Origin of the sequence: Streptomyces millisiae, from assembly GCF_031845425.1 — a bacterium.
Lineage (GTDB): Bacteria > Actinomycetota > Actinomycetes > Streptomycetales > Streptomycetaceae > Streptomyces > Streptomyces millisiae.
Genome location: NZ_JAVREM010000055.1, coordinates 27,772 through 43,887 on the forward strand (window position 1 = coordinate 27,772; position 16,116 = coordinate 43,887).

The following is a 16,116-nucleotide window of genomic DNA, read 5'->3' on the forward strand; positions in this document are numbered from 1 at the left end:
GGGGCCGCGCGCCGCTTGTTGGCGACGCGTGCCGGCGCGTGTCCAGAATCGCCGGCATGGAGCGCCATGAACAGGCCCGGTGGCTGCCGGCCTTCCTTGCCCTGTCGCTGATCTGGGGGTCGAGCTTCGCGCTGATCAAGGTCGCGGTGGACGCGGACGTGGCGCCGGTGTGGGTGGCGCTGTGGCGGTGCCTGTTCGGGGCGTTGGCGCTCGCCGCCATCACGGTGGCGCGGCGTGAGGCGTTCCCGCGCTCCCCCGCCGCCTGGGGGCACGCGCTGGTGGTGGCGCTGCTGCTGAACTCGGTGCCGTTCGCGCTGCTCGCCTACGGCGAGACGCGGGTCAGCTCGGTGCTGGCCGGGATGGTCAACGCGGCGACGCCGCTGTCCACGCTGCTGTTCGCGCTGGCGCTGGTGCCGGGGGAACGGCTGACGCCGGGCCGGCTGGCCGGCCTCGCCGCCGGCTTCTGCGGGGTGCTGGTGATGCTGGGCGGGGGCGTCGGCGACGTGGCGCTGGGCGGCGCCGCCGCCTGCCTCGGCTCGACCCTCTGCTACGGCGCCGGCTTCGCCTACACCCGCCGCTTCTTCGCCGACCTGCCGGACTCGGCCGCCGCCCTCTCCACCGCGCAACTCAGCTGTGCGACCGCCCAGTTGACGCTGGCCGCGCCGCTGCTCGGCGGCGCCCCCGGCTGGCCGGGCTGGCGGGCGGCCGCCGCGCTCGTCACCCTCGGCGCGCTGGGCACCGGCGTCGCGTACATCCTGAACCTGCGCGTCATCCGCGAGGCCGGGCCCACGGTGGCGTCGACCGTCACCTACCTGACCCCGCTGTGGTCCACGCTGCTCGGCGTCGCGCTGCTGTCGGAGCCGCTGGGCTGGCGGACGGCGGCCGGCGCGCTGCTGGTGCTGGCCGGGGTCTCCCTGGCCCGGACGGGCGGCGCGGCCCGTGAGAAGGTGGGCCATGCCCGTGACCAACCCCTGGCTGGCCGGCCCGGCTCCCGACCGGAGGCTTGACCGCGCGCGTCTTGAGGAGCGCGTCCTCAACCTCCTGTCGTCGCAGAACATGTGCGTCGTGGCCACAACCGGCCAGGACGGGCCGCTGGCCACGCCGGTGCGGTACTTCCACCTGGACCTCGCGCTGTTGTTCACGGCCGTGGCCACCTCGCCGAAGATGCGGAACATCGCGGCCGACCCGCGGGTGTCGGTCGGCGTGTTCGCGCCGCTGGTCGGGCAGGCCAGCAGCCGTGGCGCGCAACTCTTCGGCCGGGCACGGGTGTTGACTGCGGAGGACGCGGAGTTCGAGCACTACTGGCCGGCGTACCGCTGGCAGTCGGACCACGTCGAGCGTTCCCGCCCGTTGGGCGAGCCGCCGGCCGGCCCGCTGGTGGTGGTCGAGGCGGAGCGCATCGTATACACGGAGCACTGGCTGCGGCGCGAGGGTTACGCGCCGCGGCAGTTCTGGCGGCGGGACGGCTGACCGCCGCGCGGGCCGGCCGGGTACTCACGGGGGGTTGAGTATCCCGGCGGATGTCGGCCCTGGCCGTGCCACGGGAGTGTGCCGGTATGGAACACGACATGTCGCCCGCCGCCGGCTGCCCCGGCTGCGGCCGGCCCGTGGGGGAGGCCGGCTGCCCGCACTGCGCCGTCGCCGCGCGGGTGCGGGCGATCGACGCGGAGGTGGCGGCGCTCCACGCCCGGGTCTTCGCCCTGCTCGGCGAGCGGGCGGCGCTGCTCGCCGGTCACCACCCCTGGGGGCCCGCGCCGCGACCGCCCGCCAGGGCCGGCGCTGAGACCTCGCGGCCGGCCGCGCGCACCGTGCTGCTGCTGCTCGGCGGCGGGCTGCTGGCGGTGGCCGCCGTCGCCTTCACGCTGCTGAGTTGGGGCCGGCTCGGGCTCGGCGCCCGGAGCGCGGTGCTCGGCCTGTCGACGCTGGCCGTCCTCGCGCTGCCGGTGGTACTGCTGCGGCGCGCCCTGACGGTGACCGCCGAGGTGGTCGCCGGGGTCGGCCTGGTGCTGCTGGCGCTCGACGCCTACGCGCTGCACCGGGTGGTGCTGCCGGGAGTGGACGGCGCCGGGTTCGCCACTGCGGCGGTGGCGGCCCTGGCCGGTCTTTGGGCGGGTTACGGGCGGCTGCTGCCCGGGCTGCGCGCGGTGCCGCCGACCGCGGTCGGTCTCGCCCAGCCGGTGCCGCTGCTGGCCGCCTTGGCGCTGGACGCCGGGCCGCTCGGCTATGTGTGGGCGCTGTTGGTCGCCGCCGTGGCCGACCTGCCGCTGGTGCTGTCCCCCCGGGGGACGGCCGCGGTGCGGCGGGCGGCGGCGGTCGGCGGGCTGCTCGGGGCGGTGCCGGCGCTGCTGCTCGCGGCCGCGCTGTCGGTCGAGGCGACCGGTGTCGGCGGGGCGCTGGAGACGGCGGCGCCGCTGCTGGCCGGGGCCGCTGGGCTGGGCTTGGCCGGGCACCGGGGCGCCGGGTTCGGCACCGCGGCCAGGGTCTCCTGCTGGGCCGGGGCGACGCTGGCGCTGCTCGCGGCGGTCGGGGGCCTGGTGCGGCTGGCGCTGCCGTCGGCGGAGTGGCAGGCGGTGGGGTATCTCGGCTGTGCGGCGGGGGCGTTGGCGCTGTCCGTGGTGCTGGCCGGGTGGGGACGCGAGGCGGCGCTCGGCTCGGCCGGCGCGGCCGGGTTGGTGCACCTCGGCGCGCTGCTGTGGTGTCGGCCGGCCGTGACGGAGGCGGTGCTGGCACCGGCCGGATGGGCGGCGCGCGTCTGGACGGGAGTGCCGGGCGGCCCGGCGCGGGAGGCGCTGGGCCCCGACCTCGCGTGGTCCGGCGGAGCGGCCACGGCGGCGGCGCTCACCCTGGCGGCGTTCAGTGCCGTGGTGGCGCGCCGACTGCCGGACGCGGACCGGTGGCGGAGTCCGCTCGACGCGACGGCCTGGGCGGTGGCCGGTGCGGCGGGGTTCGCGTGGGTGCTGGCCTCCGGGCTGCCGTACCCGGTGGCCCTGGCGGCGCTGACCGCGCTGGTGGTCGCGCTGCTCGCGGTCGCGTCGGTGACCGCGGCGCCGGGCCCGGGCGGGGTGGGCGTGGTGCTGGCGGCGACCACCGGGTGCTGGGCGCTGGCCGAGCGGCCGGCGACGCCGGCGGTGCTCGCGGTGCTGGGCGCGGCGTTCGCGGCCGCGGCCTGGCGCGCGGCGCCGCCGGCACACCGGGCGGTGGCCGGCGGCGCGGCGCTGCTGTGCGTCGGCGGGCTGGCGCGGGCGCTGCCCGTGGCGCTCGGCGCGCCCGTGACGACGGCCGCGTTCGTCCTGCTCGCCGTCGCGCTGGCCGCCGTGCCGCTGGCGGCCCGGCTGCGCCCGGCGCCGGTGTCCCTGGCCGTGGAGTGCGCCGGGTACGCGGTCGCCGGATGGGCGCTGGTCAGCGCGGCGGCGAGCCGCGGCACGCTGTCGGCGGTGCTGGCGGGCTGCGCGGTCGGCGCGGCGGGGGTGGCGTTGCGCGCCGACCGGCGGCCGGCCGCGTACGCGGCGGCCGGGCTGCTGGTGCTGTCGGTCTGGGTGCGGCTGGCGGCCTGGGAGGTGACGGTCCCCGAGGCGTACACCGCGCCGGTGGCGGTGGCGTTCCTCGGCGTGGGGGCGTCGCGCCGGCTCGGCGACCCGGGGATCCCGTCGTGGCGGGCGTACGGGTTCGGTCTCGGGGCCTCGCTGCTGCCCAGCCTGTGGGCGCTGGCGGACGACCCGGGCTGGGTCAGGTCGCTGCTGCTCGGCGGCTGGGCGCTGGCGGTGACGCTGGCGGGCGCGCGGTGGCGGCTCCGGGCGCCGCTGCTGCTGGGCGGCAGCACGCTGGCGCTGGTCGCCGGCCGCGAACTGGCGCCCTACGTGGTCCAGGTGGCCGGTGTGGTGCCGCGCTGGGTGCCGCTGGCGCTGGCCGGGACGCTGCTGCTGGCGGTGGGCGCCACCTACGAACGGCGACTGCGTGACGCCCGCTCGCTCAGGACCGCCTGGCAGCGGCTCGGTTGACACGGGCCGTCGCCCGGGTGGCCGACCGCGCGCCTGCCCTACGGGGACGGTGACGCCCGGCCGTGATATGCGCGTGCCATGACGACGACCACGCATACCGGGGCGAAACCGGCACCCGTCCGGTGGCCGCTGGCCACGGCGGCGGCCGGCTTCGCGGCGCTGTCCGTGCTGCTGGTGCCGCCGACGCTGGCGCTCGGCTGGGACGAGATCGTGTACGTCAGCCAGTGGCCGTCCTTCGGGCCGACCGCGCCGTTCAGCGCGCCGCGCTCGCGCGGCGTGCCGCTGCTGGTGGCGCCGGTGGCGGCGGTCACGGACTCGGTGGTCGCGCTCCGCTGCTGGCTCGCGGCGGCGGCCGGTCTCGCGCTCTACCTGGGGTACCGGCCGTGGCTCGCGTTCTTCCCCGATCGGCGCGCGGTGGTGCCGGTCGCGGCGGCGGCGTACGGCACGCTGTGGTTCGCACTGTTCTACGGCGGCTCGGCGATGCCGAACCACTACGTGGCGATGGCGGCGGTCGGCGCGGTGGGCGCCTTCGCCCACGGCCACTGGCCGGCGGTGGCGGCGGCGGTGACGGCCGCGGGCCTGATGCGGGCCGCTGACGCGGTCTGGCTCGCCGTGCCGCTGCTTCTCTGGCCAGCCACCGCGGGCCTGGCGGCCCGCGTGGCATCTACCCGGCCGGTGGGCCGCACGGCGAGCCTGGCGGCCGGCGTTCGGAGCCGCCTGGCGGCCCGCCTGCGGGGCCGCTGCGCGGCGGCCCCGGCGGACGAGCCAACCCGCCGCAGCGGCTGGGCCGACGCCGGCCCACACCCGGCCGACCTGGAGGCGGCGCCAGCGCAGGGCCGAGCCAGCGGCAGGAGCTGGGCCGTGGCCGGCCCACACCCGGCGGCGCCAGCGAACGGCCGAGACCGGAACGACGGCAACCCACCCCCGACGAACCCGGCGGCCGCACCGCCCACCGGCGAAGCCACGGCCACCACAAACCCCCACCCCAACACGGCAAGCAGCCGAGACCGCGGCCTCGCGGCCCGGGCGGACGAGCCAACCCGCAGCAGCGGCTCGGCCGAGGCCGGCCCGCCCCCGACGGACCCGGTGGCCGCACCGCCCACCGGCGAAGCCGCAGCCACCACAGACCCCCGCCCCGAGGCAGCGAACCGCCGGGGCCGTGGCCTCGTGGCCCGCGTTCGCGCTGGGTGGGGCGGCGCGTGGTCGCGCCGCAGGCGGGTGACCACGGACGGCCGTGCTGACGCCGGCAGCGTCCGTGTGGCGACCACGCCGGACGGCACCGAAGACACCCCGCCAGCGCCGCCGCGCCGCAGGCATAAGGCCGTGGTGGCGAAGCCCGGCGCGGTCAGCGTCCTCGCCGTCGTCGGGGGGCTCGTGGCCGGTGTGGGGCCGTGGGTGGTGGAGGCGGAGGCGCGGTTCGGTGGGGTGTGGGAGCGGTTGCGGGAGGCGAGTGAGATCCAGGGCGGGGCGGGGTTGACGTTCTCGTTGCCGGCGCACGCCGCCGCGCTCGACGGGCCGTTGTTGTGTCGGCCGTGCGAGGGGGATCCCGTGGCGTGGCCGCTGGTGGCCTGGTGGCTGGTGCTGCCGCCGCTCACCGCCGCCGGGCTCTACGCCCGCCGGCGGCTGCCGGCGCTGTGGCTCGCGGTGGTCACCGCCGGTTCGCTCTCCTTCACCTACCTCTTCCTCATCGACTACGCGGCCACCCGCTTCCTGCTGCCCGCCTACGCGCTGCTCGCGATCCCCGTCGTGGTGGGCGCCCGGGCCGTGGCCGCCCGGTTGCCGTGGCGGACCGCCACCGTCGGCGTACTCGTGCTGGCGCACCTCGCGCCGCAGTTCGCCGCGCTGCGCGCGCACGCCGGCGTGCAGCGCCAGGCCCGCGCGGACTTCGCGCGCGTCGCGGCGGTACTGCGCGGGCAGGGCGTGGGGCCGCCGTGCGTGCTCGGCGGCGGGCAGGCCATCCCGGTCGCGCACGCGCTCGGCTGCCGCACGGCGGACCGTGGCGAGACGCCGGACGCGCTGGTGCTCAGGGACGAGGAGCCGCCGCGCCGGGCGCGCGACTGGACGGTGGCCGAGGTGCCCGACACCTACAACTCCGGCTGGCGGGTGGCCGTCGCGCCCGGCTCACCGGCTGGCGCGGGGCGTCGGCGTGGGGTGGGGCGGCCAGGGGCCGAGGGCGGGCAGGCCACGCGCCGCCGTGGGCGGGACGGTGGGGGTGCGCCCGGCCAGCCAGGCCGCCAGGTCGCGCACCCGCCCGCTGACCAGCGTGGTCGGGTCGTCGTCCCCGACTGACCACTCGCGCGGCATGTCGTCGGCGCGGAGCCGGGTGCCCGCCGGCAGCCGGCCGAGCAGGAAGTCGACGGCGTGCGCGGCCAACTCCTCGGGCCAGTCGTCGGGCCGCAGGCCGAGGTCCAGGTCGACGGCGTGGATCCAGGTCTCGCGCCAGCGGGCGAGGACCGTGGTGCCGATGGAGCCGTTGCGGAAGGTGACGGGGCGGGCCCAGTCCGCCTCGCGGAAACGGTCCCACACCGTCTCCAACTCGACGGTCTGGCGGGCGAGTTCGGTCCGGTGCTCGGCGGCGGAGCGGCCGGCCGTGGCCTCGATGATCGCGTCACGCTCGGCCGTGCCGCCGTCGTAGGTCGGAACGAGTTCGCCGCGCAGCGCGTGCTCGGCGAGGCGGGCGAACATCCGCGCGTTGTCGGTGAGGTGCGCGAGCACGTGGCCGCGCGACCAGCCGGGCAACGGGGACGGCGCCCGGACCTGCGCGTCGGTGAGTCCGACGACGAGCGTTTCCAGGGCGCGGTGGCCTTCGCGCACCGCGGTGAGAGGAGGGCGTCGCATGGGTCTTCAGCCTGGAGCACGCCGCTACCGCCGCAGGGCGGCGATCGTCTCGACGGCCAGGTCGAGTTCGGCCTCGGTGTTGTAGTAGTGCGGGGAGAGCCGCACCAGCGGGTGCACGCCCCGGTCCTCGGTGTCGAACTGGGTCTGCTCCGGGTGCGTGGTGGTGACGTTGACGCCCCGTGCGGCGAGGGCGGCGGCCACCTCGGCCGTCGGCACGCCGTCGACCCTGGCCGTGACGATGGCGCAGCGGCGCTCGCCCTGGTCGTGCACGCTGACGCCCGGCAGTTCGGCCAGCCGATCGCGGAGCGTGGCGCCGAGCGCCAGCGCGCGCTCGCCGATGGCGTCGAGGCCGAGGTCGAGGGCCTGCCGCACGGCCGAGCCGAGGCCGAGGACGGCGGCGTAGTTCTTCTCCCAGGTCTCGAAGCGGGCGGCGCCCTCGTGCCAGGTGAAGCCGCGGCCGCCGTCCCAGGTGGCGGAGGCGATCTCGACGACGAAGGGTTCGAGGCGCTCCATCGTCTCGGGGCGCACCCACAGGAAGCCCGTGCCGCGCGGGCCGCGCAGGAACTTGCGGCCGGTGCCGGTGAGCAGGTCGCAGCCGATCTCGGCGACGTCGACCGGGAACTGGCCGACCGACTGGGTGGCGTCCAGCAGGAACGGCACGCCGGCGGCCCGGGTGATCCGGCCGACCTCGGCGACCGGGTTGACCAGGCCGCCGCCGGTGGGCACATGGCTGAGGCCGACCAGCCGGACGCGCTCGTCCATCAGCGCGGCGAGCGCCGCCACGTCCAGCTGCCCGCTGGCGTCGTTGGGCACCACCACGACCTCCACGCCGGCGCGGCGCGCGAGCTGGAGGTACGCCAGCACGTTGCTGCCGTACTCGGCCCGGCCGGTCAGGATCCGGTCGCCGGGTCGGAAGGAGAGGGCGAGGGAGTAGAAGGCGGCCTGCCAGGCGCGCGTCGAGTTGTCGAACAGGGCGATCTCCGCCGGCCGGCCGCCCACCAGCTCGGCGACGTCGGCGTGCACCCGCTCGATCCGGTCCCGCTCCTGGTCGGCGGCCTCGTAGCCGCCGATCTCCGCCTCCAGCTCCAGGTGCGCCGTCATGGTCCGCAGCGTCCACGTGGAGAGCAGGCCGGCGCCCGCGTTGTTCAGATGGGTCCGGCGCCCGACGCCGGGGGTCGCCTGCCGCAGTGCCTCGATGTCCATGGCCTCCACGCTGCCCGCCCCGCTGTCGACAGTAAAGTGAATCTTTCCGGGTCTCACCCGTCAGAGAAACTGATGAATGGGGGAGGGCGCGTCCGTGTACAACCTGCGCCGGCTGGAGATCCTGCGGGAGCTGCGGCACCGCGGCACGCTGGCGGCCGTCGCCGCCGCCCTCTCCTACAGCCCGTCGGCCGTCTCCCAGCAGCTGTCCCAGCTGGAGCGGGAGGTCGGCGCGCCGCTGCTGGAGCCGCACGGCCGCCGGGTGCGGCTGACGCCCCAGGCCGAGATCCTGGTCGCCCACACCGAGGCGGTGCTGCGGCGTCTCGACCGGGCGGCGGCCGACATCGCCGCCTCGCTCGCCGAGGTGACGGGCTCGCTGCGGATCGCCGGCTTCCAGACGGCCGCGCTGGCGCTGCTGCCGCCCGCCCTGAGCTGGCTGCGCGAGACCCACCCGGGCGTGCGGCTGACGTTCACCCAGGCCGAGCCGGACACCGCGCTGCCCGCGCTGCTCGCCAGGGACTGCGACCTGGTCGTCGACGAGGTCTTCCCGGGCCGGCCGCAGGCCCGGGCCGCGGAGGTCGAGCACCGGACGCTGTGGCGCGACCCGATGCGTCTCGCCACCCGGGAACCGGCGGAGCTCGCGGCGCTCGCCGGGCGGCCGTGGGCGATGGAGCCGGTGGGCACGCCGGCGCGGGAGTGGACGACGGCGGTGTGCCGGGAGGCCGGCTTCGAGCCGGACGTCGCGTTCGAGAGCGCCGACATGCTGGTGCACGCGGAGCTGGTGGCGGCCGGGCACGCGGCGGCGTTCCTGCCGGACCTGCTCTGGTACGACCGCCGGCCGCCGGTCGCGCTGCGCCACCTGGCGGCCGACCACCACCGGGACGTGCTGGTCACCGTGCGCTCCGGCGCGGCCGAACACCCCCTCGTCCAGGCCGTGTTGGCCGCGCTGACGGCCGCGGCGGACGCCGCGCGGGCGGCCGTGCGCCAGCACCTGGGGCAGGGCGGGTCGCCGCCCTGCGACGCCCAGGACACCCGCCGCCCCGCACCGGACGCGGGGCGGTGACCGGGCCGGGCGGACCGGGCGCCGCGGCCGAATCAGCCGGCGGTGGGGCGGCCGTCCGCGAGTCGGGCGCCTGGCAGCGGCAGCCGCGCGCTGACGCGGAAGCCGGGAGCCGCCTCGCGGTTGGCGGCGGTGAGCTCGCCGCCGAGCGCGCGGGCCCGGGCGGCCATCCCCGCGATGCCGCTGCCGAGCGCGCCCGCGTCGGACGCGCCGGCGCCGTCGTCCTCGACGCGCAGCCGCAACTCGCCAGGACCGTACGCGAGATGCACCTCGGCCGTGTTGGCCCCGGCGTGCCGGGTCACGTTGGTCAGCGACTCCTGGACGATCCGGTAGGCGGCCAGCGAGATCTGCGCCGGCACCACCGGCGGCTCGCCCTCCGTCGTGACCCGCACCCGCAGGCCCCCCACCGAGGCCCGCTCGGCGAGCTCCGCGATCCGTTCCAGCCCCGCGGGCGCCGGCTCGGTCGGCGCGGCCTCGTCGACCTGCCGCAACACCCCGAGTGTGGCCCGCAGTTCGCGCAGCGCCTCCTTGCTGGTGTCCCGCACGAACTCCAGCGCCGTCACCAACTCGGCCGTCTGCCCCGGTCGTTTGGCGCTGCGGTGCAGGGCGGCGGCCGACTGGACGTTGATCAGCGAGATGTTGTGGCCCAGCACGTCGTGCAGCTCGCGGGCTATCCGCAGCCGCTCCTCGGTCGCCGACTGCCGCGCCCGGCCGTCCCGCTCCCGCTCGGCGGCCAGCATCCGCTGCTCGACCTCCTGCTGGTAGGCGGAGCGCACCCGCATCGCGTGCCCCAGCGCGATCAGGCTCACCACCCAGCCGCTGAGCATCAGCAGGGCCACGTTGTCCACGTGCCGCACCCCGTCCTCCGCCAGCGTCTCGCCGTAGGTGACGAACAGCACGGCGAGCGCGGCCAGCGTGACGGCGGCGGCCAGCTGGCCGGCCCTGGCCACCGTGTACAGGGCGGCGACCAGGGCGATCATCGGCGTCGCGCCGTCGGCGGAGGACAGCGGGTAGTAGCCGAGGCAGGCCAGCAGGGCGCCGGTGGCCACCGCCACCGGCCACCGGTGCCGCACCCCGAACGCGGCCCAGCAGGCGGTGCGCACCGCGATGTCGCCGGCCAGCGCGAGCGGGCCCAGGTCCAGGTCCCGGAGGAACAGCGCGCCGGTCTCCACCAGCAGCACCACGCCGAGCAACGCCATGAGCACGTCCACCCGGAACCACGGCTCGGCCGCGCCGGGGGACCTGCGGGGGAATGTGAGGGCCATGCCGGCCAGAGTACGTAGGCTTGGTGCAAGCAGCGCGGTTCCGCTCCCGCCTGCGGTTTCGACCGAGGAGGCGTCCCCATGACCGGCCCCGCACCGGAGAGCAACGAGCCCGCGCACGACCCCGAGGTGCTCCAGCTCGCCGCCAAGGTCTTCGACCTGGCCCGGCAGGGCGACACCGACACCGTCGCCGCCTACGTGGACGCGGGGGTGCCGGCGAACCTCAGCAACGACAGGGGCGACACGCTGCTGATGCTCGCCGCGTACCACGGCCACGCCGACACGGTGCGGGCCCTGCTCGAACGCGGCGCCGACGCGACCCGGGTCAACGACCGCGGCCAGACCCCGATCGCCGGCGCCGTCTTCAAGGGCGAGATCGACGTCGTCCGCACCCTCCTGGACGCCGGCGCCGACCCCTCGGCCGGCCAGCCCTCCGCCATCGACACGGCCCGCATGTTCGGCCGCACGGAGCTGCTGGAACTCTTCGGAGCGCGGTAGCCGACGCGCCGCCTCTCCGCGCCTACGGCGCGGCGCGGTGGCCGTAGGTGCGGCGGCGGAGGAGGGACTCGGCCGGGCCCGGGTGGTCGGGGGCGTGGCGTTCCTGGAGGGCCGCAGCGAGGACCGTGGTCAGCCAGACGGCGCAGGCGAGGAGCGCCATCGTCGCGCTCGACAGGTGCGCGCCGAGGCCGAGGCCCCAGGCGGCGAGGAGGGGCGCGAAGAGCAGGGAGTGGGCGAGGTAGCCGGAGAGCGAGCGGCTGCCGAGCGCGGCCACGGCCCGCGTCGCCCGGCCGGGCCGCCGCGGGCGCCCGGCGAGGAGCGCGAAGACCGCCACGTAGCCGAGGCCGGCGAACGGGCCCGTGGCCTCGGATATCAGCCGGAGCGCGCCGGCCTCCGAGACCGCGTCCGCCGGGACCCGCAGGGCGCCGACGTGGGCCAGCGCCGCCGGCAGGCCGCCGAGCCAGCCGACGGTGATGCCGACGACCGCCGTCCACCGCAGCAGCCGCAGGTGCCGCGCCGGCTCCTCCAACACGCGTCGGCGTGCCGCCCAGAACCCCAGCAGCATCACCAGGAACATCGGCGCCGCGAGGAAGCCGCCGGCCAGCGTGACGAACGCCCAGGTCGTCAGCCGGGTGCCGGCCGCGGCCAGCGGGTCGTCCTCGCCGGCGGCGTACACCACGGTCGTGGGCTCGGTCGGCGCGTCCCCGAGCCGCCCGAGGTCGCCGGCCGCGACGGCCGTCACCGCCGGCCACGCCGAAAGCAGCACGAGGGCGAGGGCCACGGCGGCGCCGACCAGCACGGTCCGGTCGCCGCGGCGGACGAACAGCCAGCCGAGCAGCAGGCTCGCCACCCCGTAGGCGCCGGTGATGTCGCCGGCCATCAGGAACGCCGCGTGCGCGAAGCCGAACACGATCAGCCACAGGCCGCGCCGCCGCAGCAGCCGCACGGCGTCACGCGGGGTGGCGCCGCGGGCCGTCTGCCGGAGGTAGAGCTGCGTCATGCCGTAGCCGAAGAGGAAGGCGAACAGCGGGTACACCCGCAGGTCGAGGCAGGTGATCATCACGAACTGCGTCACCCGGTCCGCCGTGGAGCCCTCGTCCGGGTGCCAGCCGGACGCGCCGTGGTGGGCGGCGTACAGGTGGAAACCCGTGTTGGAGAGGCAGATGAGCAACAGCATGACGCCGCGCGCCAGATCGGGCGCCAGCGCCCGTTCCGCCGCCCGCACGGGCCCACGGGCCACCGAGTGACTTCCCATGCGCGGGACGCTAGGAGCGGCGGGGCGGCGGCCGCGTCGGTCAGGGGTCTCGGCCTTCGACGACCGAAGTCGCCGCGCGGCGGGGCTGTTGTCGGCCGAAGGTTGACGGTCGAGGGCCGCGCCAACGGCGCGCAGCCGCGCGGTCAACCGCCGCGGGTGGCACGGCGGCGTGCTCGCCGGCCGGTCGGCAGCGCCGCCCAGGCACCCCGCGCTGCAACCCGGACGGAGTGCTGTGGCCCGCGTACTCGGCCAGCTGCCAGCCGTTCTTTCGAGCTACCGGCCCCGGCAAGCCACGCACGTAGGCCCGCATCCGCCGTCACAGGTCCACCCGCCCGAACCGGTGCCCTACCCGGACGAGCACCTCTTCCAGCTCCGCCGACCAGACATCAGGGCGCACATCATCGTGCATGACCAGCACAACGGCGCCGCCGCACCCGAGGTCACGAACCCGCGCCAACCTGACGGGCCATCACGTGAGTACACTCAGAAACACCCTGCCGACCAGCGCAAATAGCGAACTGCGACTGGAGTACTAGGGCTCCATGCCGACCAGTTCCGCGCTGCGCTCCCAGAGGGCCTCGCACCGTTCGAAGGAAAGCGTGTGGTCGGGGGTGGTGACGTCCTTACGGTCCACGAAGAAGCGTCCGTTCACGCCGTCGAGGCTGGGGTCGGTCGCCACCCACACGGGGTTGTCGGCCCCTTGGTCGGGCGACTTTCTGAAGGGGTTGAGGTTCACCATCCTGGCCAGCGCCTTTTCAAGTCCGCGCGCGTCGCGGGACAGACCGGTCTGGGCGATGATCCCGGGGTGGGCCCCGTTGATGGTGATCCCGCTATCCGCCAGCCGACGTGCCAGGCTGTAAACGAACATGGTGTTCATGTTCTTGGTGCGTGCGTAGGCGGCGAAGGGTCGAAAGCTGGCGAAGCGACTGAGCGCCCGGGCCTCCTGCGCGTGGAGGTCGTCGAGATCCACGGGGTAGGACCTCAGCACGGTGGGGCTTGCGCCGACCACGACGAACCTGGCTGGAGCCTTGACCGACTCGGCGAGGGTGCGCATCAGCACGTACGGCGCCAGGTGGTTGGTGGCTAAGGTGAGCTGGACGCCTTCGTCGGTGCGCGTGCCGGTGTCGGCTGTGACCGCAGCGTTGTTGATCACCACGCTGGGAGACGTGCTGTCGGCGAGTCGGTCGGCCAGTGAGCGGACATCCCGGATCAGCGACAGGTCCGCGCTCTCCAGGCGCAGTTCAGCCCCTGGGACCGCCGCACGTATCCGGTCGGCGGCCTGTCGTAGTGTCGTGTCGCTGCGGCCGATCATGACCACGCTCATCCCTTGGGCGGTGAGCCGACGGACGATGGCCTCCCCGATGCCGCGCGTCGCTCCGGTGACGATCGCCTGCTTGCCCTTGAGTGTTCGTGATTCCGCGCCTTGGGCATTCTCGGTCATGTGCTTCTCCTCAACGTCTTGTCATGTGGATCGATCTGTGAGGGACGTGAGCCATTCGCGCAGCAACGCGACCTCGGCCGGACTTGAGGGCTCCAGTGCGCCGTTCGGCGCCGCGTCTTGGAGCTTGTTGTGCCGGCCGGGAAGGGTGAAGAAGTGCTGAGGCGACGGTGTCGCGCATGGTCGTGGAGACGGGTGCGCGCTATCGCCGTGTGGTGATCAGCTCGCACCTTCCCACCTACCGCGGTGGGAGATGTCGTGTGCGTTGCCACCGATGTGAAGCGCTGGACGCGATCCCGCTGTCGGAAGTCGTCATGCCATATGGCGCGCGAGGAAGTCGAGCTTCGGCTGCGGGTTGCGCTGGAAGTCGAGGTAACCGTCCCAGCGGGCGGTCGTGCCCTCGATCCAGTGCAGTTCCTTGTCCCCGATGGGGATGTTGTCGTACATGGCTTGTACATCACTGGGATCGGTCATCAGATCGTCCCTCACCTGATAGAGATAAGTGGGTGTCCGGACCGCCTTGGCCCAGGTGACGGGCGTCATCTCCGCGAAGGTGAATCCGACCTGAAGCTGGATCTCTCGCTCGAGTTCGTCGATGCGCTCAGGGGAGCCAAGCATTTCGAGGCTCCGCTTCATGGTGACGCCGACCGACAGCGGCTGGGGCGCGAGGACGCAGCGGACGTCGGCGAACTCGTCGGGATGCTCCTGCATCGCGAACATCGTGGCGTTCATGCCCTGGCAGCGGCTGAACAGACCGATGGTCATTCCGCTGGTGCGGTCGTCGGCGCGCGCGAAGTGCAGGGAGCCGAGGACGTCGCGGGCCTCGAAGCGACCTCCGCTCCCTCCGCCGGAGTTGGCGCTGCCGCTGTGTCCGAGGTTGCGGAAGTCGTAGGTCAGGACGTTGTAGCCGGCGTCGTGCAGGATGCGGTAGTCGGGCACGTAGTCCACCTCGAAGTCGTTGCCGGTCGCGCCGCCGATCGACGTCCACGGTTCGAGGTGGCCGGGGAACCCGTAACGGCTGAACCACAGCGGGTGATTGGCGATGATGAGCTTGTGGGACCCTGCCCGGGGGATCCACCAGGCCTCCAGTGGCGTGCCGTCCGTGGAGGGAAACGTGATGTTCTCGTAGTCGAGGTCGTAGTCGCCGGGGTTCTTCAGCAGCGGTGACCGCAGGATGTTTCCGTATCCTGCGGCCAAAGCCTTGATCGTCTCCGTCACCGCGTCATGCGTGAGGGTGTGTTCGGCTGCATCGGTCATGCGCTTCCCCTTCGTTCTGCTGTCTGGACTGGTCTGCGAGGGACACGAGCCATTCGCGCAGCAGCGCGACCTCGGCCGGGCGCAACGGACCGGTCGGACCGTGTTGCAGGGCGTCCAGGAGCTGTCGGGCCGGGCGGATGACACCTGTCGCGAGTGCGTCGTCGTTGCTCACGGGGTGAAACAGTGCCTCGGCGACGGTGTCTCGCACGTTCGTCGAGATCGGGTGGGTGTTGTCGGCCCGCGCGGCGATCAGCTGCAGCGTCACGCCGACCGCGGCGGTGGACATCGTCTGCGTCGCCGCGTCGACGGGGACTTTCAGATGACCTTTGGCCGCCCACTCGGCGACCTGGCGGGCGACTTCGTCCTGCGCGACCAACGCCGCGGGAGCGATGCGATCGACCTGGGGATTCCCGAACATCAACCGGTAGTGGGCAGGATGCTCGCAGCCGAAGGACACGTGCATGTCCCAACCCGCTCGGAAATCTTCGAACACATCGCCACTCCACTGCACGGCACGCTTCCGGTCCAGATACGCGCTGAACCCTTCGAGTACCACCGCGTCCAGTAGGGCGTCCTTGTCCTTGAAGTGGTGGTAGAGCGTCGGGGCCGTCACCTGCGCACCCGCGCAGATCTCACGCGTGGAGATTCGACCGTCGACGGACGAGGCCAGCAGGCGCTCCGCGGCACGCATCAGCCTGGTGGGGACATCGCCCTCGATCGCTTCCGACGACTCGTTCGTGTTCATGGGTAGCGACGATACACTAACTTGAACTGTTATGGGTATCACTGCTATTCTAGAAGATCATGCTGGTGATGTCCTGCTCCCGATCAATGTCTCCGACCGAACCAGCCGTGGACCGCTCCATCAGGTCCGTCCGTCGCCCTCGACCGAGCGTCCGACCCTCGACCACGGAGCCATCACACGTCTTTCAGACGAGGCCGACGCCGCCCGAGGGCGGCGTGATGGAGCGACGTTGGCCGGTCGTGCTCACGCCTACCTGGCGCCAGAGGAAGGGGCGCGACTGTGACGGTTTCGATGCGTGTGATGTCGGCCGGCGATGGCTACAAGTACCTGTTGAAGTCGGTCGCCGCGGGCGACGGCGACCGGAGTCTCAGCACACCGCTGACCCGCTACTACGCCGAGGCGGGCCCGCCACCCGGGTTCTGGATCGGCTCGGGCCTGGGTGTATTGACTCGCGGCGTTGTTAACGCGGGTGATCGGGGGTTGGCCTTCGAGTGCGGTGTGGCAGCGATGGTAGTTGTAGGTGTGGAGGTAGTCGTTGAGGGCGGCGGTTCGTTCGCTGTTGCTG

12 protein-coding genes and 2 pseudogenes are annotated in these 16,116 nt (G+C 74.5%); 5 read left to right on the forward strand and 9 right to left on the reverse strand.

What is annotated here, in order from left to right; translation table 11 throughout:
* The first annotated feature begins 56 nt into the window (after positions 1-56).
* From RNC47_RS27815 to RNC47_RS27825, 3 genes are all read left to right on the forward strand, one after another.
* Entirely contained in the window at positions 57-1,007 is a 951-nt protein-coding gene (locus tag RNC47_RS27815; RefSeq protein ID WP_311602613.1) for a DMT family transporter, read from the forward strand.
* Positions 955-1,470 carry a pyridoxamine 5'-phosphate oxidase family protein gene (locus tag RNC47_RS27820; RefSeq protein ID WP_311602615.1) on the forward strand — a complete coding sequence of 172 codons (516 nt, stop codon included), beginning with the start codon at positions 955-957 and terminating at the stop codon, positions 1,468-1,470. The genes RNC47_RS27815 and RNC47_RS27820 overlap by 53 nt, the downstream gene beginning before the upstream one ends.
* Positions 1,471-1,556: 86 nt before the next feature.
* Positions 1,557-3,998: an SCO7613 C-terminal domain-containing membrane protein gene (locus tag RNC47_RS27825; RefSeq protein WP_311602617.1), complete on the forward strand. Its 2,442-nt coding sequence runs from the start codon at positions 1,557-1,559 to the stop codon at positions 3,996-3,998.
* A gap of 2,121 nt (positions 3,999-6,119) precedes the next feature.
* Here RNC47_RS27825 and RNC47_RS27830 read toward each other — a convergent pair.
* Together RNC47_RS27830 and RNC47_RS27835 are read right to left on the reverse strand one after the other, a co-directional pair.
* Positions 6,120-6,836 (reverse strand): maleylpyruvate isomerase family mycothiol-dependent enzyme, encoded by a 717-nt coding sequence (locus RNC47_RS27830; protein ID WP_311602619.1) that lies wholly within the window; start codon positions 6,834-6,836, stop codon positions 6,120-6,122.
* Between the two features lie 24 nt (positions 6,837-6,860).
* Entirely contained in the window at positions 6,861-8,039 is a 1,179-nt protein-coding gene (locus RNC47_RS27835; RefSeq protein ID WP_311602620.1) for an aminotransferase class V-fold PLP-dependent enzyme, read from the reverse strand.
* Positions 8,040-8,133: 94 nt separating this feature from the next.
* Here RNC47_RS27835 and RNC47_RS27840 point away from each other — a divergent pair, with 94 nt between their 5' ends.
* The gene (locus tag RNC47_RS27840; protein WP_311602622.1) at positions 8,134-9,099 is read left to right on the forward strand and encodes a LysR family transcriptional regulator; all 966 of its coding nucleotides are present in this window, start codon (positions 8,134-8,136) and stop codon (positions 9,097-9,099) included.
* Positions 9,100-9,131: 32 nt separating this feature from the next.
* On the opposite strand, the gene RNC47_RS27845 is transcribed toward RNC47_RS27840, so the two are convergent.
* The gene (locus tag RNC47_RS27845; RefSeq protein WP_311602624.1) at positions 9,132-10,361 is read right to left on the reverse strand and encodes a sensor histidine kinase; all 1,230 of its coding nucleotides are present in this window, start codon (positions 10,359-10,361) and stop codon (positions 9,132-9,134) included.
* A 78-nt stretch (positions 10,362-10,439) separates the two neighbouring features.
* Here RNC47_RS27845 and RNC47_RS27850 point away from each other — a divergent pair, with 78 nt between their 5' ends.
* Positions 10,440-10,856: an ankyrin repeat domain-containing protein gene (locus RNC47_RS27850; protein WP_311602626.1), complete on the forward strand. Its 417-nt coding sequence runs from the start codon at positions 10,440-10,442 to the stop codon at positions 10,854-10,856.
* A 22-nt stretch (positions 10,857-10,878) separates the two neighbouring features.
* On the opposite strand, the gene RNC47_RS27855 is transcribed toward RNC47_RS27850, so the two are convergent.
* The 6 genes and pseudogenes from RNC47_RS27855 to RNC47_RS27880 all read right to left on the reverse strand — a co-directional run.
* Complete coding sequence (locus RNC47_RS27855; protein WP_311602628.1) at positions 10,879-12,111, reverse strand: DUF418 domain-containing protein; 1,233 nt, start codon at positions 12,109-12,111, stop codon at positions 10,879-10,881.
* 211 nt (positions 12,112-12,322) lie between these two features.
* A pseudogene (locus tag RNC47_RS27860) lies at positions 12,323-12,520 on the reverse strand (IS701 family transposase); the annotation flags it as partial.
* 123 nt (positions 12,521-12,643) lie between these two features.
* Positions 12,644-13,552: an SDR family NAD(P)-dependent oxidoreductase gene (locus tag RNC47_RS27865; protein ID WP_311602629.1), complete on the reverse strand. Its 909-nt coding sequence runs from the start codon at positions 13,550-13,552 to the stop codon at positions 12,644-12,646.
* Positions 13,553-13,861: 309 nt separating this feature from the next.
* Entirely contained in the window at positions 13,862-14,806 is a 945-nt protein-coding gene (locus tag RNC47_RS27870) for an alpha/beta hydrolase family protein (RefSeq protein ID WP_311602631.1), read from the reverse strand.
* The gene (locus tag RNC47_RS27875; RefSeq protein WP_311602633.1) at positions 14,772-15,551 is read right to left on the reverse strand and encodes a TetR/AcrR family transcriptional regulator; all 780 of its coding nucleotides are present in this window, start codon (positions 15,549-15,551) and stop codon (positions 14,772-14,774) included. Before RNC47_RS27875 ends, RNC47_RS27870 begins: the two co-directional genes overlap by 35 nt.
* A 441-nt stretch (positions 15,552-15,992) precedes the next feature.
* Positions 15,993-16,116 (reverse strand): annotated as a pseudogene (locus RNC47_RS27880) (IS481 family transposase); the annotation flags it as partial.

Excerpts from the sequence above, each read along its gene's own strand:
- RNC47_RS27820 (WP_311602615.1), top strand. The coding sequence starts at position 955 with ATGCCCGTGACCAACCCCTGGCTGGCCGGCCCGGCTCCCGACCGGAGG.
- RNC47_RS27815 (WP_311602613.1), top strand. The coding sequence starts at position 57 with ATGGAGCGCCATGAACAGGCCCGGTGGCTGCCGGCCTTCCTTGCCCTG.
- RNC47_RS27855 (WP_311602628.1), bottom strand. The coding sequence starts at position 12,111 with ATGGGAAGTCACTCGGTGGCCCGTGGGCCCGTGCGGGCGGCGGAACGG.
- RNC47_RS27845 (WP_311602624.1), bottom strand. The coding sequence starts at position 10,361 with ATGGCCCTCACATTCCCCCGCAGGTCCCCCGGCGCGGCCGAGCCGTGG.
- RNC47_RS27870 (WP_311602631.1), bottom strand. The coding sequence starts at position 14,806 with ATGACCGATGCAGCCGAACACACCCTCACGCATGACGCGGTGACGGAG.
- RNC47_RS27875 (WP_311602633.1), bottom strand. The coding sequence starts at position 15,551 with ATGAACACGAACGAGTCGTCGGAAGCGATCGAGGGCGATGTCCCCACC.
- RNC47_RS27850 (WP_311602626.1), top strand. The coding sequence starts at position 10,440 with ATGACCGGCCCCGCACCGGAGAGCAACGAGCCCGCGCACGACCCCGAG.
- RNC47_RS27865 (WP_311602629.1), bottom strand. The coding sequence starts at position 13,552 with ATGACCGAGAATGCCCAAGGCGCGGAATCACGAACACTCAAGGGCAAG.
- RNC47_RS27825 (WP_311602617.1), top strand. The coding sequence starts at position 1,557 with ATGGAACACGACATGTCGCCCGCCGCCGGCTGCCCCGGCTGCGGCCGG.
- RNC47_RS27830 (WP_311602619.1), bottom strand. The coding sequence starts at position 6,836 with ATGCGACGCCCTCCTCTCACCGCGGTGCGCGAAGGCCACCGCGCCCTG.
- RNC47_RS27835 (WP_311602620.1), bottom strand. The coding sequence starts at position 8,039 with ATGGACATCGAGGCACTGCGGCAGGCGACCCCCGGCGTCGGGCGCCGG.